This window comes from Cupriavidus consociatus (assembly GCF_017814975.1).
In the GTDB taxonomy this organism is placed as follows: domain Bacteria; phylum Pseudomonadota; class Gammaproteobacteria; order Burkholderiales; family Burkholderiaceae; genus Cupriavidus; species Cupriavidus consociatus.
This window is the reverse complement of record NZ_JAGIQA010000030.1, coordinates 47,923-71,199: the sequence shown is the minus strand read 5'-3', so window position 1 is coordinate 71,199 and position 23,277 is coordinate 47,923. Positions and strand designations below refer to the sequence as shown.

Sequence of the window (23,277 nt, the reverse complement as noted above, 5' to 3'; positions counted from 1 at the left end):
GCGATTGCTCGGCTTGCGAATGTGCTGCGTAGGACCCGTAGCACGCGCAAGGTGCTGCGATGCTAGCAAAAAAACCTGCGCATGTACCACTTTGTATGGAGGAGAATACATTGCGCGGCGGGGAAACCGTCATCCGCCCCCGTAAAACCCTGATAAACGGGCGCAAAACAACCATAGACCGCGCTGGTGCATTGCAGTATCATCGACGGTTCACACGACATCAGTGGTTGTCTCATCCGGCCGCTTATGAGGCGGTCTTCCATGCAGACGCGCACCGCTTGAACCCGAGCCACAAGTTCGGCAGAGAGCATCCAAACAATTTTTTGCCGAAAATTGCAAAGGACTGAAATGAACATGCCCAGCGCGGAATTCTCCCACGCAGACAGCAATTCATCTGCCGCACCCGAAATGATCGGAGCGGAAATCCTCGTTCACGCACTTGCCGAAGAAGGCGTCGAGTACGTCTGGGGCTACCCCGGCGGCGCAGTGCTGTATATCTACGACGAGCTCCACAAGCAAAAGAAGTTCGAGCACATCCTGGTGCGACACGAGCAGGCCGCGGTCCATGCCGCGGACGGCTATGCGCGCGCAACCGGCAAGGTGGGCGTTGCCCTGGTGACCTCCGGTCCCGGCGTGACCAATGCCGTCACCGGCATTGCCACCGCGTACCTCGACTCGATCCCGATGGTCGTGATCACCGGCAACGTGCCGACCCACGCCATTGGCCAGGACGCCTTCCAGGAGTGCGACACCGTCGGCATTACCCGTCCGATCGTCAAGCACAACTTCCTGGTGAAGGACGTGCGCGACCTCGCTGCGACCATCAAGAAGGCGTTCTTCATTGCCTCGACCGGCCGTCCGGGCCCGGTGGTGGTGGACATCCCCAAGGATGTCTCGCGCAACGCCTGCAAGTACGAGTACCCCAAGTCGATCGACATGCGCTCGTACAACCCGGTGAACAAGGGTCACTCGGGCCAGATCCGCAAGGCGGTGGCGCTGCTGCAGAACGCCGAGCGTCCGTACATCTACAGCGGCGGCGGCGTGGTGCTGGCCAATGCCAGCGATGAACTGCGCCAGCTGGCGGCGATGACCGGCCACCCGGTGACCAACACGCTGATGGGCCTGGGCGCGTTCCCCGGCACCCACAAGCAGTTCGTCGGCATGCTCGGCATGCACGGCACGTATGAAGCCAACATGGCCATGCAGAACTGCGACGTGCTGATCGCCATCGGTGCCCGCTTCGACGACCGCGTGATCGGCAACCCGTCGCACTTCACCTCGCAGGCGCGCAAGATCATCCATATCGATATCGACCCGTCGTCGATCTCGAAGCGCGTCAAGGTCGATATTCCCATCGTCGGCAACGTCAAGGACGTGCTGCAGGAACTGATCGCCCAGCTCAAGGCCAGCGACGTCAAGCCCAAGCGCGAAGCCCTGGCCAAGTGGTGGGAGCAGATCGAGCAATGGCGCTCGGTCGACTGCCTGAAGTACGACCGCAGCTCCGAGATCATCAAGCCGCAGTACGTGGTGGAAAAGATCTGGGAACTGACCCACGGCGACGCTTTCATCTGCTCCGACGTCGGCCAGCACCAGATGTGGGCCGCGCAGTTCTACAAGTTCGACGAGCCGCGCCGCTGGATCAACTCCGGCGGCCTGGGCACGATGGGCGTGGGCCTGCCGTATGCAATGGGCATCAAGAAGGCATTCCCGGAGAAGGAAGTCGTCACCATCACCGGTGAAGGCTCGATCCAGATGTGCATCCAGGAACTGTCCACCTGCCTGCAGTACGACACCCCGGTGAAGATCTGCTCGCTCAACAACGGCTACCTCGGCATGGTGCGCCAGTGGCAGGAGATCGAGTATGACAACCGCTACTCGCATTCCTACATGGACGCGCTGCCCGATTTCGTCAAGCTGGCCGAGGCCTACGGGCATATCGGCATGCGCGTCGAGAAGACGTCCGACGTCGAGCCCGCGCTGCGCGAGGCGTTCCGCCTGAAGGACCGTACCGTGTTCCTGGACTTCCAGACCGATCCCACCGAAAACGTCTGGCCGATGGTCCAGGCGGGCAAGGGCATTTCCGAAATGCTGCTCGGCGCGGAGGACCTGTAATGCGACACATCATTTCGGTCCTGCTGGAAAACGAAGCCGGTGCGCTGTCGCGCGTGGTGGGCCTGTTCTCGGCCCGCGGCTACAACATCGAGACGCTGACCGTGGCGCCCACCGAGGACTCCTCGCTGTCGCGCATGACCATCGTCACCACCGGTTCGGATGACGTGATCGAGCAGATCACCAAGCACCTGAACCGTCTGGTGGAAGTGGTCAAGGTGGTCGACCTGACCGAAGGCGCGCACATCGAGCGCGAGCTGATGCTCGTCAAGGTGCGCGCGGTCGGCAAGGAGCGTGAAGAAATGAAGCGCACCGCCGACATCTTCCGCGGCCGCATCATCGATGTCACCGAGAAGACCTACACCATCGAGCTGACCGGCAACGGCGTCAAGCTCGATGCGTTCCTGGACGCGATCGACCGTACCGCCATCCTGGAGACCGTCCGTACCGGCGGCTCGGGCATCGGCCGCGGCGAGCGCATCCTGAAGGTCTGATCCAGCGCCGCTCGCACAGGTTCAAGCAGTATCCCCGGGCGGCGCGATCCGTGCGCACACAATGCGCACGAGGATGCCGCCCCCCTCATATAAAAGACAGAGATTGAAGGATTTATCATGAAAGTGTTTTACGACAAGGACGCCGACCTCTCGCTGATCAAGGGCAAGAACGTCACCATCATCGGTTATGGCTCGCAGGGCCACGCCCACGCGCTGAACCTGAAGGATTCGGGCGTCAACGTGACGGTCGGCCTGCGCAAGAGCGGCGCGTCGTGGAACAAGGCCGCCAACGCCGGCCTGCAAGTCAAGGAAGTGGCCGAGGCAGTCAAGGGCGCCGACGTGGTCATGATCCTGCTGCCGGACGAGCAGATCGCCGACGTGTACAAGAACGAAGTGCACGCTAACATCAAGGAAGGCGCAGCGCTGGCCTTCGCCCACGGCTTCAACGTGCACTACGGTGCCGTGATCCCGCGCGCCGACCTGGACGTGATCATGATCGCGCCGAAGGCCCCGGGCCACACCGTGCGCGCCACCTACACGCAAGGTGGCGGCGTGCCGCACCTGATCGCCGTGCACCAGAACAAGTCCGGCGCCGCCCGTGACATCGCCCTGTCGTACGCCACCGCCAACGGCGGCGGCCGTGCCGGCATCATCGAGACCAACTTCCGCGAAGAAACCGAAACCGACCTGTTCGGCGAGCAGGCCGTGCTGTGCGGCGGCACCGTCGAGCTGATCAAGGCTGGCTTCGAGACGCTGGTGGAAGCCGGCTATGCGCCGGAAATGGCCTACTTCGAGTGCCTGCACGAGCTGAAGCTGATCGTCGACCTGATCTACGAAGGCGGCATCGCCAACATGAACTACTCGATCTCCAACAACGCGGAATATGGTGAGTACGTCACCGGCCCGCGTGTGGTGACCGAAGAGACCAAGAAGGCGATGAAGCAGTGCCTGACCGACATCCAGACCGGCGAGTACGCCAAGAGCTTCCTGCTGGAGAACAAGGCCGGCGCCCCGACCCTGATCTCGCGCCGCCGCCTGAACGCCGAGCACCAGATCGAAGTGGTGGGCGAGAAGCTGCGCGCGATGATGCCGTGGATCGCCAAGAACAAGATGGTCGACCAGTCGAAGAACTAAGCTGTAGCGCTGCCTGATGGCCCGCGCCGCACGGCGGCGGGCCGAAGCCGTTCAGCGTTCCGTGCCTTGCCCTTCTATCATCGGAAGGGGATTGCCGGGACCTGAACGGCTTTTTGTTATCCTTGTCGAACTTTTCGGGCAAGGCGTGCGCCTGATGCTGCTCCGCGACATTGAGCTGGCAAGCGCCGCCCCGGCGGATATCTCCGCCGCCGCACCGCCTCGCCCTGGTTCTGACTCCACCGAATCTCGTACTGCATGAACTATCCTCATCCGCTGATCGCCCGTGAAGGCTGGCCGTTCCTGGCCGGCGCCTTTGTCATTTCGCTGCTGGTGCACGCCAGCGCGGGCTTCTGGTGGGCGCTGCCGCTGTGGATCATCACGGTGTTCGTGCTGCAGTTCTTCCGCGATCCGCCGCGCCCGATCCCGTCGGCGCCCAACGCGGTGCTGGCGCCGGCCGACGGCCGCATCGTCGTGGTCGAAAAGACCATGGATCCGTACGCCAATCGCGAGGCGCTGAAGATCAGTGTCTTCATGAACGTCTTCAACGTGCATTCGAACCGCGTGTCGGTCGACGGCGCGGTCGAGAAGGTCGAATATTTTCCGGGCAAGTTCGTCAACGCCGACCTCGACAAGGCTTCGGTCGAGAACGAGCGCAATGCCGTGGTCATCCGTCGCGCGACCGACGGCCAGGTGGTCACGCTGGTGCAGGTGGCCGGCCTGGTGGCACGCCGTATCCTCTGCTACACCAAGGTCGGCGACAAGCTCGCGCGCGGCCAGCGCTATGGCTTCATCCGTTTCGGCTCGCGCGTGGACGTGTACCTGCCGCTCGACGCGCGCCCGCGCGTGACCATTGGCGAGAAGGTGTCGGCGTCGTCGACGATCCTCGCCGAACTCGACGTGAAGTGAGCGAAGGCCTGACCAGGACGACAGCAAGACAGGAGGACTGCGATGGTTGCCTTCCATCGACGTAACAAGCGGGGCAGCAGCGGCAACGTGACGCACCTGCGCCCGTTCCGCCATAACCAGCTGCGCGGCGCCGAGGACTATGACGACGATGCCGCGGACGACCACGACATCGCCTACGAGCGCCAGCGGCCGCGCCGCCGCGGCATCTACCTGCTGCCCAATGCGTTCACCACCGCAGCGTTGTTCGCCGGCTTCTTCGCCATCGTGCAGGCGATGAACATGCGCTTCGACGTGGCCGCTATCGCGATCTTCGCGGCCATGGTGCTTGATGGCATGGATGGGCGCGTGGCGCGCATCACCAATACGCAGAGCGCGTTCGGCGAGCAGTATGACTCGCTGTCGGACATGACCTCGTTCGGCGTCGCGCCGGCGCTGGTGATGTACGAATGGATCCTGCATGACCTCGGCAAATGGGGCTGGATCGCAGCCTTTGTCTACTGCACCTGCGCGGCGCTGCGGCTGGCGCGCTTCAACGCCAATATCGGCGTGGTCGACAAGCGCTTTTTCCAGGGTTTGCCAAGCCCGGCTGCCGCGGCACTGGTCGCCGGCTTTGTCTGGCTGGTGATCGACAACAAGCTGCCGGTCAAGGAACTGTGGATGCCGTGGGTTGCGTTCGGCATCACGCTGTACGCGGGCCTGTCAATGGTGTCCAACGCGCCGTTCTACAGCGGCAAGGCGCTGGATGTCCGCTACCGCGTGCCGTTCGGCATGATGGTGCTGGTCCTGGTGCTGTTCGTGGTGGTGTCGACCGACCCGCCGGTGGCGCTGTTCGGGCTGTTCGTCGCCTACGCGATCTCGGGCTACGTGCTGTGGGGCTGGCGTGCCCTGCACGGGCAGCCGGGTGGCGTCCGCAAGGCGCGCGAAAGCGGCAATGGCGGAAACGGCGGCAACGGCTGATTGTTGCAGGCAGGGAAGGGCGCTACGGCGCCCTTCGTGCTTTTCCGCTTTCACAATTGTTTTCACGCCGCGGCCACCGGCCGTGGCACTCTGCAGTGTTTTCCACTTACCGTCAGGAGGATGTCATGGGCATGTTCGACTTCATCAAGGAAGCGGGGGAAAAGCTGTTCGGCACCGGCGAGGCCAAGGCGGCGCAGCAGGCCGCGGCGGCGGATGCATCGGCCGAGAAGGTCGATGCCGCCAACCGTGCCGCCGGCGATGCGATCGAGGCGTACATCAAGAAGATGGGGCTCGATGCCACCGGACTGATGGTGCAGGTGGATGGCTCGCAGGGTCTGGTGACGGTGTTCGGCGTGGCGCCGGACCAGGCCACGCGCGAGAAGATCATCCTGTGCGCCGGCAACGTCGAAGGCGTGGACAAGGTCGAGGACAAGATGTCGGTCAATGTCGAATCGGCCGAGTCGCAATGGCATACCGTGGTCAAGGGCGATACGCTGTGGGCGATCGCGCAGGCCGCCTACGGCAACGGCGCCGAGTACAACAAGATCTTCGAGGCCAACAAGCCGATGCTGTCGCATCCGGACAAGATCTACCCCGGCCAGAAGCTGCGCATCCCGCCCAAGGGTTGAGGCACGCACAGATCCGCGGGCGCGTGCGGCAAAACCCTGTATTGCACGTGCGCGCCAAACCGGCTATAGTCGCTTCCATGATTTCGCGCCAAGTCCTACTCGCCCGCACCACCCTAGGTGGCCTACTAGGCCATCAGGTCGGGACGCGCGCGCGCTGAGGATAACGCTACCCTTAGCGCGGAATCCGTAAGGAACACCAACGCCCCGGCCTGCTCGTGCACGCCGGGGCGTTTTGCATTCCACAGCCGTGGAGCGCGGAACAGGCGGTAAGCCCCGGACACAGCATGCCGGGGACAGCACAGCAGAAGCTACTCAGGAGCTCCACAAAATGTCTGACAAACTCATCATTTTCGACACCACCTTGCGTGACGGCGAGCAGTCGCCCGGCGCTTCCATGACCCGCGAGGAAAAGATCCGCATCGCGCGCCAGCTGGAACGCCTGAGGGTCGATGTGATCGAGGCCGGCTTTGCGGCCAGCTCCAATGGCGACTTCGAAGCCATCCGCTCGATCGCGCAGGTGGTCAAGGACTCGACCATCTGCTCGCTGGCCCGCGCCAACGACAAGGACATCGCCCGCGCGGCCGAGGCGCTCAAGCCCGCCAACTCGTTCCGCATCCACACCTTCATCGCCACTTCCGCGCTGCACATGGAGAAGAAGCTGCGCATGACGCCGGACCAGGTGTATGAGCAGGCCCGCCTGGCAGTGCGCTTTGCGCGCCAGTTCACCGACGATATCGAGTTCTCGCCCGAAGACGGCAGCCGCTCGGACATGGACTTCTTGTGCCGCGTGCTCGAAGGCGTGATCGCAGAGGGCGCGACCACCATCAACCTCCCGGACACCGTCGGCTATGCCGTGCCGGAAGGCTATGCGGAGCTGATCCGCTCGGTGCGCGAGCGCATCCCCAATTCGGACAAGGCGATCTGGTCGGTGCACTGCCATAACGACCTCGGCATGGCCGTGGCCAACTCGCTGGCCGCGGTCAAGCTGGGCGGCGCGCGCCAGGTCGAGTGCACCATCAACGGCCTGGGCGAACGCGCTGGCAACACCAGCCTGGAGGAGGTGGTGATGGCGGTGAAGACCCGCCGCGACTACTTCAACATGGACGTCGGCGTGGACACCACGCAGATCGTGCCGGCCTCCAAGCTGGTATCGCAGATCACCGGTTTCGTGGTGCAGCCGAACAAGGCTGTGGTCGGCGCCAACGCCTTTGCGCATGCCTCGGGCATCCACCAGGATGGCGTGCTCAAGGCGCGCGACACCTACGAGATCATGCGCGCGGAGGACGTGGGCTGGACTGCCAACAAGATCGTGCTGGGCAAGCTGTCGGGCCGCAATGCCTTCAAGCAGCGCCTGCAGGAACTCGGCATCGAACTCGACAGCGAGAGCGAAGTCAACGCCGCCTTCACCCGCTTCAAGGAACTGGCTGACCAGAAGGCCGAGATCTTCGACGAAGACATCATGGCGATCGTCTCGAACGAGGCCCAGCATGACGCGAACGAGCACTTCCGCTTCATCTCGCTGTCGCAGCGTTCCGAGACCGGCGAGCGCCCGCATGCGCGCGTGGTGTTCAGCATGGACGGCAAGGAGCAGAGCGGCGAAGGCGAGGGCAACGGCCCGGTCGATGCCACGCTGCATGCGATCGAGTCGCGCGTGTCCAGCGGTGCCGAGATGGTGCTGTATTCGGTGAACGCGATCACCGGCGGCACCGAGGCCCAGGGCGAAGTGACCGTGCGCCTGTCCAAGGCCGGCCGCATCGTCAACGGCGTGGGCACCGACCCGGATATCGTCGCCGCATCGGCCAAGGCTTACCTGGCCGCATTGAACAAGCTGCACGACAAGGCCGTGCAGAAGATCAATCCGCAGATCTGACCAAGGCTTCTGCGTTAGACGGCGGACGGCTTACCCGGCCTGAGCGTACGGACCAAGCCCGCCATTCCCGATCCGGGGATGGCGGGCTTTTTCATGTGCGCCTACCATCGGCGGAATCTTTCATCGGGGTCGTAGAGCGGGTCGGGCGTGATCTGGGTCCGGCGCAGCACGCCGGCATCGTCGAAATAGAAGTGGAACAGCGACGGCCATACGTCTTCATGGCGGAAGCGGTAGGACCAGACCTCATTGCGCATCCGCGGAAAATACTCGACCGGCAGCCGAGTCACGCCGAAATGCTCGGCGACGTCCTCCCGGGTCCAGGTGCCGACCTGCGCCTTGTACAGCTCCAGCGTCGACAGCATGTTGCGGAAGCTTGTGAGGTTGCCGTTGCGGTCGAATTCGGCGCCATAGGCGTACTGGCCCATCGGCTGCTGGGAATAGATCCAGCGCGAGGTGCCGTCGGGCAAGTTGTAGATGTCCGTGGGCGGCCCGAACCTCGCCTGGACCACAGCCTTGGGTTGGCCGACCAGCTTGGTGCCTTCCTGGACCGGCATCAGCGTGGTGCAGGCACAGAGCATGGCTGCGGCAAGCGCCAGGGTGAGCCGGCGGGCACCGCCGCCGATTGCAGGGTTCATGACGGCCTCGGTCAATGCTTTGGTGATATCCAGAGTGTAGTCTCGCGCCTGCCATGTGTGGCCTTGGCGCTGCTTTCTGCTGCTACTTCGCCCAATATGCCGGGATCCGCCCCCAAGCCCGCCAGGCGCACCGCAAGCGGCCGTCATTTGCGCCCTACCTGCGTGCTGCCGTACCATCCACCGCTTTCCGGGAGAGACTATGCAGGGTGTGGCGCGGTTGCGAGGTTGGCTAGGGGGCTTGTTGTTGTTGGCAGGGGCAGTGGCAGTGGTTGCGCCGACTGGCGTGTCCGCTCAGGAGCCGATCCGGCTGGGAATGATCGACGGTCTTTCGGGTCCGTTCGCCAATGCGGGTGAAGCGGTGGCGCGCAACCTGCGCCTGGCAATCGAGCGCGTCAATGCCCGCGGCGGCGTCAAGACCGCGGAGGGCGCGCGGCCCTTCGAGCTGGTGACGTTCGACAGCAAGGGCAATGTCGACGAGAGCCTGATCCAGTTCCGCGCCCTGACCGACCGGCGCATTCCCTTCGTCCTGCAGGGCAACAGTTCGGCCGTGGCCGGGGCACTGGTGTCTGCCATCAATCGCCACAATGCGCGCCAGCCCGATGCGCGCGTGCTGTTCCTGAACTATTCGGCGGTCGATCCCAGCCTGACGAACGAGAACTGCAGCTTCTGGCATTTCCGTTTCGACGCCAGCGCCGACATGCGCATGCAGGCGCTGACCGAGGTGATCCGGCAGGACCAGTCCGTGCGCAAGGTCTACCTGATCGACCAGGACTACAGCTTCGGCCATCAGGTGGCCCGCTCGGCGCGCGAGATGCTGGCCGCACGTCGCCCGGACATCCAGATCGTCGGCGACGAATTCCATCCGATCGGCAAGATCAAGGATTTTGCCCCCTATATCGCCAAGATCAAGGCGAGCGGCGCGGACGCGGTCATCACCGGCAACTGGGGCAACGACCTGACCCTGATGGTCAAGGCAGCGCGCGAAGGCGGGCTGCAGGCCAAGTTCTACACCTTCTACGGCAACGGCCTGGGCGCCCCCGCGGCGATGGGCGATGCCGGCGTCGGCCGCGTGCTGGCGGTGGCCGAGTGGCACCCGAACGTGGGCGGCGCTGCCTCGGATGCGTTTTACCAGCAGTTCCGCGCACGTTATCCCGAGCCGAAGGACGACTATGTGCATCTGCGCATGCAGATGATGGTGGAAATGCTGGCACGCGCCATCGAGAAGGCGGGCACCACCGACCCGGTCAGGGTGGCGCGGGCTCTCGAGAACATGCGCTACGTCAACGACTTCCATGAAGCCACCATCCGCGCGGAGGACCACCAGGTACTGCAACCGCTCTATGTGTCCGTGATGGACAAGCAGGGCGGTTCGGTGCGGTTCGACAACGAGGGCTCGGGCTACGGCTTCCGCACCGTGCGCAAGCTGAAGGCGGCGCAGACCACGCTGCCGACCACGTGCCGGATGGAGCGTCCTTGATGGAGCGCCCCTGGGCGCCGGAAGGCCGCGCGGGGGCTCCGATTCTCCTCGCGCGCCTTTTCGGCTATAATGCGCGGCTGTCGTCGCCTGGCCGCTGGCCGGATGGCGGCAAATCCGTGACACGACGCATGCGGCGCATCCCGCGCTGTGGCGGTCGCAAGTGAAAGGAAATCATCATGGCAGTCGCCGATATCAACAAGTCCGAAGTCATCAAGCAGTTCGCCCGTGGCGCCAACGACACCGGCAGCCCCGAAGTGCAAGTGGCCCTGCTGACCACCCGCATCAACGAACTGACCCCGCACTTCAAGGCCAACATGAAGGATCACCACAGCCGCCGCGGCCTGCTGCGCATGGTGAGCCGCCGCCGCCGCCTGCTGGACTACCTCAAGTCCAACGACGCCGACCGCTACCGCGCCCTGATCGAAAAGCTGGGCCTGCGCAAGTAAGCTTGCGCAAGAGGTTGCGTACGATGGCAGCGCGATTCCTGGGGTTGCACGGTTTCGCGTGAGGCCTGGATGCCTGCTTCAGCATTGCTGGGGCAGGCATTTTGCATTTCTGGCCAGGCGATTCTGCCCCCGGCCGGTAATGCTGCAGGTTGTTGGAGTGATTTTCGCTTCACTGCTTCCGGCGAGGATCTGGATTCGCCGGAACCCCGTTGCGGCAAGGCGCGCAACGGAGTAAGTTGTTCTTTTTTCTGGGTTTAGTATCCGGATCGGCCAAGGAAACAGGGCTTTGTGTCATTCCAGCACGGCATCGGCAACAGTGCCGCGCTGGAATGGCATAGCACTTCCCTGCGACTGCAGCTGTCTCCGGCAGTTAGCCTGCGGCTGAGAACGCAGGCGTGGCACGCTGCGCAACGATTGCGGCGTGCACGCAAGACAAGGAATGCACATGTCCATGTTCAACAAGGTCGTCAAGGAATTCCAGTGGGGCCAGCACACGGTCCGCATGGAAACCGGCGAAATCGCCCGCCAGGCTGGCGGCGCCGTGCTGGTCGATGTGGAAGACACTGTGGTGCTGGCGACCGTGGTCGCCGCCAAGAACCCGAAGCCGGGCCAGGACTTCTTCCCGCTGACCGTCGACTACATCGAGAAGACCTACGCGGCCGGCAAGATCCCCGGCGGCTTCTTCAAGCGTGAAGGCCGTCCGTCGGAAAACGAGACCCTGACCTCGCGCCTGATCGATCGCCCGCTGCGTCCGCTGTTCCCGGAAGGCTTCTACAACGAAGTGCAGGTGGTGGTGCACGTGGTGTCGCTGAACCCTGAAGTGCCGGCGGACATCCCCGCGCTGATCGGTGCGTCGGCCGCGCTGGCCGTGTCGGGCATTCCGTTCAGCGGCCCGGTGGGCGCCGCACGCGTGGGCTACAAGGACGGCCAGTACCTGCTGAATCCGACCCGTGCGCAGATCGCCACCTCGGACCTGGACCTGGTGGTCGCCGGTACCGAGCGCGCCGTGCTGATGGTCGAATCGGAAGCCAACCAGCTGTCGGAAGACGTGATGCTGGGCGCCGTGGTCTATGGCCACGAGCAGATGCAGACCGCCATCAACGCCATCCATGAACTGGTGCGCGAAGGCGGCAAGCCCGAGTGGGACTGGACCGCAGCCGCCAAGAACGAGCCGCTGATCGCCAAGGTCACCGAAGTGGCGCTGCCGCTGCTGCAGGAAGCCTACCAGCTGCGCCAGAAGTCGGCCCGCAGCCAGAAGCTGAAGGAAGTGTCGGCCAACGTGGCCGCTGCGCTGGCCGAAGCCGGCGTGGAAGCCGACAAGGTGGAAGTCGGCAACATCATGTTCGACCTGGAAGCCAAGATCGTCCGCGGCCAGATCCTGAACGGCGAGCCGCGCATCGACGGCCGCGACACCCGCACCGTGCGCCCGATCGAGATCCGTTCGTCGGTGCTGCCGCGCGCGCACGGCTCGGCGCTGTTCACCCGCGGCGAGACGCAGGCGCTGGTGGTGGCCACGCTGGGCACCAAGAGCGACGAGCAGATCATCGATGCGCTGGCCGGCGAGTACCGCGACCGCTTCATGCTCCATTACAACATGCCCCCGTTCGCCACCGGTGAAACCGGCCGCGTGGGCAGCCCGAAGCGCCGCGAAATCGGCCATGGCCGCCTGGCCAAGCGCGCACTGATCCCGGTGCTGCCGAAGGACGATGAATTCGCCTACACCATCCGCCTGGTTTCGGAGATCACCGAATCCAACGGCTCGTCGTCGATGGCTTCGGTCTGCGGCGGCTGCCTGGCACTGATGGACGCCGGCGTTCCGGTCAAGGCGCACGTGGCCGGCGTGGCCATGGGCCTGATCCTGGAAGGCAACAAGTTCGCCGTGCTGACCGACATCCTGGGCGATGAAGATCACCTGGGCGACATGGACTTCAAGGTGGCGGGTACCGACAACGGCATCACCGCGCTGCAGATGGACATCAAGGTCCAGGGCATCACCAAGGAGATCATGCAGGTTGCGCTGGCGCAGGCCAAGGAAGGCCGCCTGCACATCCTGTCGAACATGCAGGAAGCGATGGGCCACGCCCGCACCGAGCTGTCGGAGCACGCCCCGCGCATGATCACCATGAAGATCCATCCGGACAAGATCCGCGAAGTGATCGGCAAGGGCGGTTCGACCATCCAGGCGCTGACCAAGGAAACCGGCACCACCATCGACATCCAGGAAGACGGCACCATCACCATCGCCTCGACCTCGACCGAAGGCATGGCCGAAGCCAAGCGCCGCATCGAGGGCATCACCGCGGAAGCCGAAGTGGGCAAGATCTACAACGGCACCGTGCTGAAGCTGCTGGACTTCGGCGCTATCGTCAACATCCTGCCGGGCAAGGATGGCCTGCTGCACATCTCGGAAATCGTCAACGAGCGTGTGAAGGATATCAAGGACTGGCTGAAGGAAGGCCAGCAGGTCCGCGTCAAGCTGATCCAGGCCGACGAGAAGGGCCGTCTGCGCCTGTCGCTGAAGGCCGCGCTGGCCGAAGAGGGCGGCAGCATCAGCCCGATCAACGCTGGCGAAGGCGCTGCCCCGGCGGCACCGGCCGGCGGTTCGGAGCAGCAGCAGTAAGCGGGCAAGTGACTGTCCCAATGGGGCCGCCGCAAGGCGGCGCCGCGGAAAAACGGCCGGGCGATGCCCGGCCGTTTTTTTGTTTACACTGCGGCAACCCATCGAGCCAAGGCTCACACCGAGCAAAGACAAGGAGCAAAGAAGCATGCAAGCCATCGAGATCCGCGAATACGGCGCCCCTGAAGTCCTCCAGCTGACCGAGCGGCCCGATCCGGTGCCCGCCGCGGGCGAGGTGCTGATCCGCGTGGCGGCCGCCGGCGTGAATCGCCCGGACGTATTCCAGCGCACCGGCAACTATCCGGTGCCGCCGGGTGCGTCGGACCTGCCTGGCCTGGAAGTGGCGGGCGTGGTGGTCGGCGGCGACCTGTCGCATGCCGACAACCGCTTCGGCCTCAAGGTGGGAGACCGCGTCTGCGCGCTGGTGCAGGGCGGCGGCTACGCGCAACTGTGTACCGCGCCGCTGGCGCAGGTATTGCCGGCGCCTGACGGCCTCAGCGATATCGAAGCTGCCGCGCTGCCGGAAACCTTCTTCACGGTGTGGAGCAATGTGTTCGACCGTGGCTACCTGGGCCAGGGCCCGCGTGGCAAGGACGAAGCGCTGCTGATCCAGGGCGGTTCCAGCGGCATTGGCACCACCGCGATCCAGATCGCCAAGGCGCTGGGCTTCAAGGTGTTCGTCACCGCCGGCACCGATGAAAAGTGCAAGGCTTGCGAGGACCTGGGCGCCGATCGCGCGATCAACTACAAGACGCAGGACTTCGTTGCCGAGGTCGCGGCGCTGACCGCCGGAAAGGGCGTCGACGTGATCCTCGACATGGTTGCCGGCCCGTACCTGGCGCGCGAGCTGAAGTGCATCGCCGACGACGGCCGCATCGTCATCATCGCGCTGCTGGGCGGCGCCAAGGCCGAGATCCCGCTGGGCGATATCCTGCGACGCCGCATCACCGTGACCGGCTCGACGCTGCGTCCGCGCCCGGCCTCGTTCAAGGGCAAGATCGCCGCGGCGCTGCACGAGCAGGTCTGGCCGCTGCTGGCGGCGGGCAAGATCAAGCCGGTGATCCACCAGGTCTTCCCGGCCGCGCAGGCCGCTGACGCGCACCGCCTGATGGAGTCGAGCGAGCATATCGGCAAGATCGTGCTCACCTGGTGATGCCGCGCTTCCGTGCTGGCGCATGAAGATGCCGGCACGGAAGCGGCGCAACAAAGTGCCGCCGCCTGCCGTTGTCGGGCGGCGGTAGCGTCCCGCCCCTGGCACACGCTACAATAGCGGGTTTGATTTTGGAGGGGCACCACGTGAGACAAAAGCTCGTCATCGGCAATTGGAAGATGCATGGCAGCCTGGCTGCGAACGCGGCGCTGCTGGAGGGAATCAAGGCCGGCGTGGCGCGTGCGTCGCTGGCGGTGTGCGCGCCGTTCCCCTATCTTGCACAATGCCAGGCGGTGCTGAACGGCTCGCAAGTGGCCTGGGGTGCGCAGGATGTGTCGGCGGAGGCGCGTGGTGCTTTCACCGGCGAGGTTGCGGCCTCGATGCTGGGTGAGTTCGGTTGCACTTATGCGCTGGTCGGCCACTCGGAGCGCCGCACTTACCATGGCGAAACCGACCAGGTCGTTGCCGCCAAGGCGCTGCGTGCTCTGGAATTCGGTATTGTCCCGGTGGTCTGCGTCGGCGAAACGCTGGCCGAGCGCGAGGCCGATCAGACCGAGGCCGTCGTCGGCCGCCAGCTACAGGCAGTGCTGGACGCGCTGTCGGTAGAGCAGTTGAGCCGCGTGGTGCTGGCCTACGAGCCGGTCTGGGCGATCGGTACCGGCAAGACCGCGACCAGCGCCCAGGCGCAAGCCGTGCACGCTTTCCTGCGCAGCAAGGTGACGGCGCGCGACGCCGGCGTGGCCGAGCGCATGGCCATCCTGTACGGCGGCAGCGTCAAGCCGGACAATGCGGCCGAACTGTTTTCCATGGCCGATATCGACGGGGGGCTGATTGGCGGCGCCTCGCTGAAGTCGGAAGATTTTCTCGCGATCGGCAACGCCTGAATGCCGGCCGTTCCGATCGTACCGTTCGGTCCGTTCGTTTCGATCAGGAAGTAACCAGGCAAGTAACGCTTATTTAAATCAAATGGCAATCTTCAAGACTTTGTTGGTGGTGTTGCAGGTGCTGTCGGCCCTGGGCGTGATTGGCCTGGTGCTGATCCAGCATGGCAAGGGCGCCGATGTGGGCGCGGCATTCGGTTCGGGCGCCTCGGGCAGCCTGTTCGGTGCCACCGGCTCGGCAAACTTCCTGTCGCGTACCACTGCGGTGCTGGCCACGCTGTTCTTCGTGTGCACGCTGGCGCTGACGCTGCTGGGCAACTACAAGCCCGCTGCATCGCTGGGCGTGATGGGTGCCGCCCCGGCCTCGGCGCCGGCCACGGCGGGCGCATCGGCTCCGGCCGCTGCCCCGGCCGCCGCTGCTGACGCTTCGGCGCCCGCAGGTCCTGCTGTACCGAAATAATCCGATTGCCTTGCGGCGGATTCCTGAGTTTTTTTGCAGTTGTGCGTTGAACAAAGCAAGAAATTTAGGTTAAAATGCAAGGCTTGAAACGATTCCCCAGCGATGGGGCTTAAGCGAAGGCGAAACGCCCAGCGAGAGTCCTGAAGGGCCTGAAAACCCGGCGCCAGGCAATATGTTTCTCCCCCAGCCGACGTGGTGAAATTGGTAGACACGCTATCTTGAGGGGGTAGTGGCGAAAGCTGTGCGAGTTCGAGTCTCGCCGTCGGCACCAAACAACTTGATCGGAGTCCCTGGCCGGGCAATGCACCCGCGCATGGGACTCCGGCAGTCCGCAAGGCGGCGCGCCATGATTCTCGTGGCTTAGCGCCTGGGGTGGGCAACAGGACGCCGCTTCAGCTGGTGCTGTTGACAACATTCCAGATAAGGCTGGCCGTACCTTGAATCTCGAAGCCTACTTCCCCGTTCTCATCTTCATCATCTTCGGTGTCGTGCTCGGCGTGGCACTGATGTCGATTGGTCGGATCCTCGGTCCGAACAAGCCCGATCCCGCGAAGCTGTCTCCGTACGAGTGCGGCTTCGAAGCGTTCGAGGATGCGCGCATGAAGTTCGACGTGCGCTACTACCTCATCGCCATCCTGTTTATCCTGTTCGATCTCGAAACCGCCTTCCTGTTTCCGTGGGGTGTTGCCCTGAGGGATATCGGCTGGCCGGGTTTCATCGCCATGGGCGTGTTTCTGCTGGAATTCATCGTGGGCTTCGTCTACATCTGGAAAAAGGGCGCGCTCGATTGGGAGTGATGTGAAATGGCAATCGAAGGCGTTCTCAACGAAGGCTTTGTCACGACTACCGCTGACAAGCTGATCAATTGGACCCGCACCGGGTCGCTGTGGCCGATGACCTTCGGCCTGGCCTGCTGTGCCGTGGAAATGATGCATGCCGGCGCCGCGCGCTATGACCTGGACCGCTTCGGTGTGGTGTTCCGCCCGTCGCCGCGCCAGTCGGACGTGATGATCGTGGCCGGCACGCTGTGCAACAAGATGGCCCCCGCGCTGCGCAAGGTCTACGACCAGATGGCCGAACCGCGCTGGGTGATCTCGATGGGCTCGTGCGCCAACGGCGGCGGCTACTACCACTATTCGTACTCGGTGGTGCGTGGCTGCGACCGGATCGTGCCGGTGGATATCTACGTGCCGGGCTGCCCGCCGACGGCCGAGGCGCTGATCTACGGCGTGATCCAGCTGCAGAACAAGATCAAGCGTACCAACACCATCGCGCGCAAGGGCTGAAATGGCGAAGCTCGACATCCTGAAGGCCGCGCTCGAGAAGGCTCTCGGCAAGCGCGTGCAGAAACTGATCGAGGCGACCGGCGAACTGACGCTGATCGTCAAGGCCGACGACTACCTGGAAGCCGCTCGCATCCTGCGCGACGATCCCTCGCTGCGTTTCGAGCAGCTGATCGACCTGTGCGGCGTGGACTATTCCGACTTCGGCGACGGCGCCTGGGACGGCCCGCGCTTTGCCGCCGTCTCGCACCTGCTGTCGATCACCCACAACTGGCGCCTGCGCCTGCGCGTGTTCGCCCCGGATGACGATTTCCCGGTGGTGGCCAGCCTGATCGACGTGTGGAACTCGGTGAACTGGTTCGAGCGCGAAGCCTTCGATTTCTACGGCATCGTGTTTGACGGCCACCCGGACCTGCGCCGCATCCTGACCGACTACGGTTTCGTCGGCCATCCGTTCCGCAAGGATTTCCCGGTCTCCGGCTATGTCGAGATGCGCTACGACCCCGAACAGAAGCGGGTCATCTACCAGCCGGTCACGATCGAGCCGCGCGAAATCACGCCGCGCGTGATCCGCGAGGACAAGTACGGCGGTTTGGAGCACTGAGAACGCGCCATGGCAGACATCAAGAATTACACCCTGAACTTCGGCCCGCAGCACCCGGCCGCGCACGGCGTGCTGCGCCTGGTGCTCGAGCTGGACGGCGAAGTCATCCAGCGCGCCGACCCGCATATCGGCCTGCTGCATCGTGCCACCGAGAAGCTGGCCGAACAGAAGTCCTGGATCCAGAGCGTGCCCTACATGGACCGTCTCGACTATGTGTCGATGATGTCCAACGAGCACGCCTACGTGATGGCGATCGAGCGCCTGCTGGAACTGGAAGTCCCGGTCCGCGCGCAGTACATCCGCGTGATGTTCGACGAGATCACCCGCATCATGAACCACCTGATGTGGATCGGCGCGCATGCACTCGACGTGGGCGCGATGGCGGTGTTCCTGTACGCCTTCCGCGAGCGCGAAGACCTGTTCGACATGTACGAGGCGGTATCGGGCGCGCGCATGCACGCGGCCTACTATCGTCCGGGCGGCGTCTACCGCGACCTGCCTGACACGATGCCGCAATATCGTGCCTCGAAGATCCACAACGAGCGCGCCATCAAGGCGATGAACGAAGCGCGTTCGGGCTCGCTGCTGGACTTCATCGAGGACTTCACCAACCGCTTCCCGAAGTACGTCGACGAGTACGAGACGCTGCTGACCGACAACCGGATCTGGAAGCAGCGCCTGGTGGACATCGGCGTGGTCAGCCCGGAACGTGCAATGCAGATGGGCTTTACCGGCCCGATGCTGCGCGGCTCGGGCATCGAGTGGGACCTGCGCAAGAAGCAGCCGTACGAGGTGTACGACAAGATGGACTTCGACGTGCCGGTGGGCGTGGGTGGCGACTGCTACGCGCGCTACCTGGTGCGCGTGGAAGAGATGCGCCAGTCCAACCGCATCATCAAGCAGTGCATCGAGTGGCTGCGCCGCAACCCGGGCCCGGTGATCACCGATAACCACAAGGTGGCGCCGCCCTCCCGCGTGGACATGAAGTCCAACATGGAAGAACTGATCCACCACTTCAAGCTGTTCACTGAAGGCATCCACGTGCCCGAAGGCGAAGCGTACGCAGCGGTGGAACACCCGAAGGGCGAGTTTGGCATCTATGCGATCTCGGACGGCGCGAACAAGCCGTACCGCCTGAAGATTCGTGCGCCTGGCTTCCCGCACCTGGCCGCGCTCGACGAAATGGCCAAGGGGCACATGATTGCTGACGCGGTAACGATCATCGGCACGCAAGACATCGTCTTCGGCGAGATCGACCGCTAATCACGGACCGCCGGCCCGGACGACGATCCGGGCGCTTTCCGGGGAGCTCCGCCGAGCGGAGCGGCCCGGAAGACCCGCGGCGGACCGGCAAGGCCTAAGGCCAGCCGGCGGAACGGCAGCGACGGCTGCAAACCTGCGGATGGACGCCCAGTGGCGCTGCCTCCGCCGTTTTACTGCAATGACCATGCTATCAGCAGAAGCTCTCAAGGAAATCGATCGCGCGATCGCGAAGTATCCGGCCGACCAGAAGCAGTCGGCCGTGATGGCGGCGCTTGCCGTGGCACAGGGCGAGGTGGGCTGGGTTTCCCCCGAAGTCATGCAGTTCGTCGCCAACTACCTCGAGATGCCGCCCGTGTGGGTGGAAGAGGTGGCGACCTTCTACAACATGTACGACACCAAGCCGGTGGGCAAATTCAAGCTCGCCGTCTGCACCAACCTGCCGTGCGCCCTGTCGGGCGGCGAGCGGGCTGGCGAGTACCTGAAGCGCAAGCTCGGGATCGACTACAACGAGACCACCGCTGACGGCTGCTTCACCCTGAAAGAGGGCGAGTGCATGGGCGCTTGCGGCGACGCGCCGGTGATGATCGTCAACAACACCCGCATGTGCAGCTTCATGAGCGACGACAAGCTCGACGCGCTTGTCGACGAGCTCAAGAGCGAAGCCGCCAAGGGGGGCAAGTAACATGACCAGTCTGCACGACCGCCATATCCAGCCGCTGATCCTGGCCGGCCTGGACGGCAAGAATTGGCACCTGGAAGACTACGTCAAGCGGGGCGGCTACCAGCAACTGAAGCGCATCCTGACCGAGAAGATCCCGCCCGAGCAGGTGATCGCCGACGTCAAGGCCTCGGGCCTGCGTGGCCGTGGCGGCGCGGGTTTCCCGACCGGGCTGAAGTGGAGCTTCATGCCGCGCACGTTCCCGGGTCAGAAATACCTGGTCTGCAACACGGATGAAGGCGAGCCTGGCACGTTCAAGGACCGCGACATCATCCGCTACAACCCGCATTCGCTGATCGAGGGCATGGCCATCGGCGCGTATGCGATGGGCATCACCGTGGGCTACAACTACATCCACGGCGAGATCTGGAACGAGTACAAGATCTTCGAGGAAGCCCTCGAAGAAGCGCGTGCTGCCGGCTTCCTGGGCGACAACATCCTGGGCTCGGGCTTCAGCTTCCAGCTGCACGCCCACCACGGCTACGGCGCCTACATCTGCGGCGAGGAAACCGCGCTGCTGGAATCGCTGGAAGGCAAGAAGGGCCAGCCGCGCTTCAAGCCGCCGTTCCCGGCCAGTTTCGGCCTGTATGGCAAGCCGACCACCATCAACAACACCGAGACCTTCGCCGCGGTGCCGTTCCTGCTGGCCGTCGGTCCCGAGAACTACCTGAAGCTGGGCAAGCCGAACAACGGCGGCACCAAGATCTTCTCGGTCTCGGGCGACGTCGAGCGTCCCGGCAACTACGAGATCCCGCTGGGCACGCCGTTCGCCAAGCTGCTGGAACTCGCCGGCGGCATGCGCGGCGGCAAGCGCATCAAGGCGGTGATCCCGGGTGGTTCGTCCGCGCCGGTGGTGCCGGGCGACCTGATGATGGCGTCCGACATGGACTACGACTCGATCGCCAAGGCCGGCTCGATGCTGGGCTCGGGCGCGGTGATCGTGATGGACGAGACGCGCTGCATGGTCCGCTCGCTGCTGCGCCTGTCGTACTTCTATTTTGAGGAATCGTGCGGCCAGTGCACGCCGTGCCGCGAAGGCACCGGCTGGCTCTACCGCATGGTCAATCGCATCGAACACGGAGAAGGGCGCCAGGAAGACCTGGACCTGCTCAACAACGTCGCGGAAAACATCATGGGCCGCACCATCTGCGCGCTCGGCGATGCCGCGGCGATGCCGGTCCGCGGCATGCTCAAGCACTACTGGAAAGAGTTCGAATATCACGTCGAACACAAGCAGTGCATGGTTCCGGCCTACATCTAAGCGTGGCAGAACATGGTTGAACTAGAGATCGACGGCAAGAAGGTTGAGGTTGCTGAGGGCAGCCTGGTGATGGAAGCGGCCCGCAAGCTGGGCACCTACATCCCGCACTTCTGCTACCACCGCAAACTGTCCATCGCGGCCAACTGCCGCATGTGCCTGGTCGAGGTCGAGAAGGCCCCGAAGGCGCTGCCTGCCTGCGCCACGCCGGTGACCCCCGGCATGAAGGTCTTCACCAATTCGGAGAAGGCAGTCAAGGCGCAGAAGTCGGTGATGGAATTCCTGCTGATCAACCACCCGCTGGATTGCCCGATCTGCGATCAGGGCGGCGAGTGCCAGCTGCAGGACCTGGCCGTGGGCTACGGTGCCTCGGAGTCGCGCTACAAGGAAGAGAAGCGCGTGGTGTTCCACAAGAACGTGGGCCCGCTGATCTCCATGGAGGAGATGACCCGCTGCATCCACTGCACCCGTTGCGTGCGCTTCGGCCAGGAAGTGGCCGGCGTGATGGAGCTGGGCATGCTCAACCGCGGCGAGCATTCGGAAATCACGACCTTCGTCGGCAAGACCGTTGACTCGGAACTGTCGGGCAACATGATCGACCTGTGCCCGGTCGGCGCGCTGACCAGCAAGCCGTTCCGCTACTCGGCCCGTACCTGGGAACTGGCCCGCCGCAAGTCGGTGTCGCCGCACGACGGCCTGGGCGCGAACCTGGTGGTGCAGACCAAGAACCAGCGCGTGATGCGCGTGCTGCCGCTGGAAAACGAAGACATCAACGAGTGCTGGATCTCCGACAAGGACCGCTTCTCGTATGAAGGCCTGAACAGTGCCGACCGCCTGACCCGCCCGCTGCTCAAGCAGGGCGGCGAGTGGATGGAAACCGACTGGCAGACCGCGCTCGAATACGTGGCCAATGGCCTTGCCGGCATCAAGCGCGAGCACGGCGCCGACCAGATCGCCGCGCTGGCCAGCCCGCACAGCACGCTGGAAGAACTGTTCCTGCTGGGCAAGCTGGTGCGTGGCCTGGGCAGCGACAACGTCGACTTCCGCCTGCGCCAGTCCGACTTCTCGGCCGCGCTGAAGGGCGCGCCGTGGCTCGGCCTGCCGGTGGCCGACGTCACCGCGCTGCAACGCGTGCTGGTGATCGGCTCGTCGCTGCGCAAGGATCATCCGCTGCTGGCCTCGCGCCTGCGCCAGGCGACCAAGAAGGGCGCCCGCGTGGCCGTGCTGGGTGCCGGCGGTGAAGACCTGCTGATGCCGGCGACCCGCATCGACGTGGCGCCGTCCGGCTGGACCGCCGCACTGGCCGGCGTGGCCCGTGCCGTTGCCGCCGCCAAGGGCGTCGCGGCCCCGGCCGGCACCGATGGCTTCGATGGTGGCGACGCCGCCGCCAAGGTGGCAGAAGCGCTGCTGCAGGGCGAACGCCGTGCCGTGTTCCTCGGTAACGAGGCGGTGCGTCATCCGCAGTTCTCGGCGCTGCACGCGCTGGCACAGTGGATCGCCACCGAGACCGGCGCGACGCTGGGCTTCCTGACCGAAGCCGCCAACACCGTCGGCGGCTACATCGCCGGCGCGCTGCCGAAGCAGGGCGGCGCCAATGCGCAGGCGATGCTGGACGCGCCGCGCAAGGCCTACATCCTGCTGAACACCGAGCCGGAATTCGACACCGCCGATCCGGGCAAGGCCCTGGCCGCGCTGTCGCAGGCCAACACGGTGGTGGTGCTGTCGCCGTTCCGTTCGGAAGCGGCCATGCAGTACGCCGACGTGATCCTGCCGGTTGCGCCGTTCACGGAAACCTCCGGCACCTTTGTCAACTGCGAAGGCAAGGCACAGAGCTTCAACGGCGTGGTGCGCGCACTGGGCGAGTCGCGCCCGGGCTGGAAGGTGCTGCGCGTGCTGGGCAACCTGCTGGATGTCGCCGGCTTCGACTACGAGACCGCCGAGTCGGTCCGTGCCGAAGCGCTGTCGGCCCCGGTCGAGGCCCAGCTGGACAACGCCACCGATGCGCCGATCCGCGTTGCCGCCGCTGCCGCCAACGGCATCGAACGCATCGCCGACGTGCCTATCTACCACGCCGACCCGATCGTGCGCCGCGCCGACTCGCTGCAGCTGACCGCGGCCGCGCGCCGCGCCATGCAGATCGCGCTGCCGGCCGACCTGTTTGCCCGCCTGGGCATCCAGTCGGGCGACCCGGTCCGCGTCACGCAAGGGCAGGGCAGCGTGGTGCTGCCGGCCGTGCTCGAAGCCACGCTGCCGGCCAACACCGTGCGCGTGCCGGCGGCAACGCCGGCGGCCGTGGGCCTGGGCGGCATGTTCGGCACGGTCACCGTAGAGAAGGCCATCGACCTGGCACCGGCCAAGGCCGGCGCCGTGGCCACGGCGTAAGAAC

22 protein-coding genes and 1 tRNA gene are annotated in these 23,277 nt (G+C 64.6%); 22 read left to right on the top strand and 1 reads right to left on the bottom strand.

The annotated features are described in order from the left end of the window. Positions 1–59: 59 nt before the first annotated feature. The 8 genes from J8I82_RS30545 (at position 60) to J8I82_RS30510 (ending at position 8,099) form a co-directional block, all read left to right on the top strand. A complete protein-coding gene (locus J8I82_RS30545) occupies positions 60–347 on the top strand; it encodes a hypothetical protein (protein WP_209763279.1) in 288 nt (95 codons plus the stop codon). Between the two features lies 1 nt (position 348). After that, positions 349–2,112 carry an acetolactate synthase 3 catalytic subunit gene (locus tag J8I82_RS30540; protein ID WP_209763278.1) on the top strand — a complete coding sequence of 588 codons (1,764 nt, stop codon included), beginning with the start codon at positions 349–351 and terminating at the stop codon, positions 2,110–2,112. Next, positions 2,112–2,603 carry an acetolactate synthase small subunit gene (gene ilvN, locus J8I82_RS30535; protein ID WP_012352317.1) on the top strand — a complete coding sequence of 164 codons (492 nt, stop codon included), beginning with the start codon at positions 2,112–2,114 and terminating at the stop codon, positions 2,601–2,603. Before J8I82_RS30540 ends, ilvN begins: the two co-directional genes overlap by 1 nt. A gap of 117 nt (positions 2,604–2,720) precedes the next feature. Then, entirely contained in the window at positions 2,721–3,737 is a 1,017-nt protein-coding gene (gene ilvC / locus J8I82_RS30530; RefSeq protein ID WP_209763277.1) for a ketol-acid reductoisomerase, read from the top strand. A gap of 255 nt (positions 3,738–3,992) precedes the next feature. Beyond that, complete coding sequence (locus J8I82_RS30525) at positions 3,993–4,643, top strand: phosphatidylserine decarboxylase (protein ID WP_209763276.1); 651 nt, start codon at positions 3,993–3,995, stop codon at positions 4,641–4,643. 42 nt (positions 4,644–4,685) lie between these two features. Further along, positions 4,686–5,600 carry a CDP-diacylglycerol--serine O-phosphatidyltransferase gene (pssA, locus tag J8I82_RS30520; RefSeq protein ID WP_209763275.1) on the top strand — a complete coding sequence of 305 codons (915 nt, stop codon included), beginning with the start codon at positions 4,686–4,688 and terminating at the stop codon, positions 5,598–5,600. Positions 5,601–5,725: 125 nt separating this feature from the next. Continuing rightward, positions 5,726–6,229: a peptidoglycan-binding protein LysM gene (gene lysM, locus J8I82_RS30515; protein ID WP_209763274.1), complete on the top strand. Its 504-nt coding sequence runs from the start codon at positions 5,726–5,728 to the stop codon at positions 6,227–6,229. A 328-nt stretch (positions 6,230–6,557) separates the two neighbouring features. Next, entirely contained in the window at positions 6,558–8,099 is a 1,542-nt protein-coding gene (locus tag J8I82_RS30510) for a 2-isopropylmalate synthase (protein WP_209763272.1), read from the top strand. 101 nt (positions 8,100–8,200) lie between these two features. Here the strand turns inward: J8I82_RS30510 and J8I82_RS30505 are convergent, their stop codons facing one another. Then, positions 8,201–8,734, bottom strand: a complete 534-nt coding sequence (locus tag J8I82_RS30505; RefSeq protein ID WP_209763270.1) for a hypothetical protein — start codon at positions 8,732–8,734, stop codon at positions 8,201–8,203. 199 nt (positions 8,735–8,933) lie between these two features. Here J8I82_RS30505 and J8I82_RS30500 point away from each other — a divergent pair, with 199 nt between their 5' ends. The 14 genes from J8I82_RS30500 to nuoG all read left to right on the top strand — a co-directional run bounded on the left by J8I82_RS30500 (position 8,934) and on the right by nuoG (position 23,273). Further along, entirely contained in the window at positions 8,934–10,211 is a 1,278-nt protein-coding gene (locus J8I82_RS30500; RefSeq protein WP_209763268.1) for a branched-chain amino acid ABC transporter substrate-binding protein, read from the top strand. Between the two features lie 176 nt (positions 10,212–10,387). Then, on the top strand, positions 10,388–10,657 hold the full coding sequence (gene rpsO / locus J8I82_RS30495; RefSeq protein WP_010809136.1) for a 30S ribosomal protein S15: 270 nt from the start codon (positions 10,388–10,390) through the stop codon (positions 10,655–10,657). A gap of 445 nt (positions 10,658–11,102) precedes the next feature. After that, positions 11,103–13,277: a polyribonucleotide nucleotidyltransferase gene (gene pnp / locus J8I82_RS30490; protein WP_209763266.1), complete on the top strand. Its 2,175-nt coding sequence runs from the start codon at positions 11,103–11,105 to the stop codon at positions 13,275–13,277. Between the two features lie 145 nt (positions 13,278–13,422). Continuing rightward, the gene (locus tag J8I82_RS30485) at positions 13,423–14,427 is read left to right on the top strand and encodes an NAD(P)H-quinone oxidoreductase (RefSeq protein ID WP_209763264.1); all 1,005 of its coding nucleotides are present in this window, start codon (positions 13,423–13,425) and stop codon (positions 14,425–14,427) included. A 143-nt stretch (positions 14,428–14,570) separates the two neighbouring features. Further along, positions 14,571–15,308: a triose-phosphate isomerase gene (tpiA, locus tag J8I82_RS30480; protein WP_209763262.1), complete on the top strand. Its 738-nt coding sequence runs from the start codon at positions 14,571–14,573 to the stop codon at positions 15,306–15,308. An 82-nt stretch (positions 15,309–15,390) separates the two neighbouring features. Next, positions 15,391–15,765 carry a preprotein translocase subunit SecG gene (gene secG, locus J8I82_RS30475; protein WP_133094161.1) on the top strand — a complete coding sequence of 125 codons (375 nt, stop codon included), beginning with the start codon at positions 15,391–15,393 and terminating at the stop codon, positions 15,763–15,765. Between the two features lie 186 nt (positions 15,766–15,951). After that, positions 15,952–16,036 (top strand) — tRNA-Leu (locus J8I82_RS30470). A gap of 166 nt (positions 16,037–16,202) precedes the next feature. Next, positions 16,203–16,562, top strand: a complete 360-nt coding sequence (locus tag J8I82_RS30465) for an NADH-quinone oxidoreductase subunit A (protein WP_010809131.1) — start codon at positions 16,203–16,205, stop codon at positions 16,560–16,562. A 6-nt stretch (positions 16,563–16,568) separates the two neighbouring features. Next, on the top strand, positions 16,569–17,051 hold the full coding sequence (locus tag J8I82_RS30460; RefSeq protein WP_011297145.1) for a NuoB/complex I 20 kDa subunit family protein: 483 nt from the start codon (positions 16,569–16,571) through the stop codon (positions 17,049–17,051). Between the two features lies 1 nt (position 17,052). Beyond that, positions 17,053–17,652 (top strand): NADH-quinone oxidoreductase subunit C, encoded by a 600-nt coding sequence (locus J8I82_RS30455; protein WP_209763260.1) that lies wholly within the window; start codon positions 17,053–17,055, stop codon positions 17,650–17,652. Between the two features lie 9 nt (positions 17,653–17,661). After that, positions 17,662–18,915: an NADH-quinone oxidoreductase subunit D gene (locus tag J8I82_RS30450; protein WP_209763258.1), complete on the top strand. Its 1,254-nt coding sequence runs from the start codon at positions 17,662–17,664 to the stop codon at positions 18,913–18,915. Positions 18,916–19,099: 184 nt separating this feature from the next. Then, positions 19,100–19,597, top strand: a complete 498-nt coding sequence (gene nuoE, locus J8I82_RS30445) for an NADH-quinone oxidoreductase subunit NuoE (protein WP_029044768.1) — start codon at positions 19,100–19,102, stop codon at positions 19,595–19,597. A 1-nt stretch (position 19,598) separates the two neighbouring features. Then, on the top strand, positions 19,599–20,894 hold the full coding sequence (gene nuoF, locus J8I82_RS30440) for an NADH-quinone oxidoreductase subunit NuoF (RefSeq protein ID WP_092314050.1): 1,296 nt from the start codon (positions 19,599–19,601) through the stop codon (positions 20,892–20,894). Positions 20,895–20,906: 12 nt separating this feature from the next. Continuing rightward, positions 20,907–23,273: an NADH-quinone oxidoreductase subunit NuoG gene (gene nuoG, locus J8I82_RS30435; protein ID WP_209763256.1), complete on the top strand. Its 2,367-nt coding sequence runs from the start codon at positions 20,907–20,909 to the stop codon at positions 23,271–23,273. Positions 23,274–23,277 lie beyond the last annotated feature (4 nt).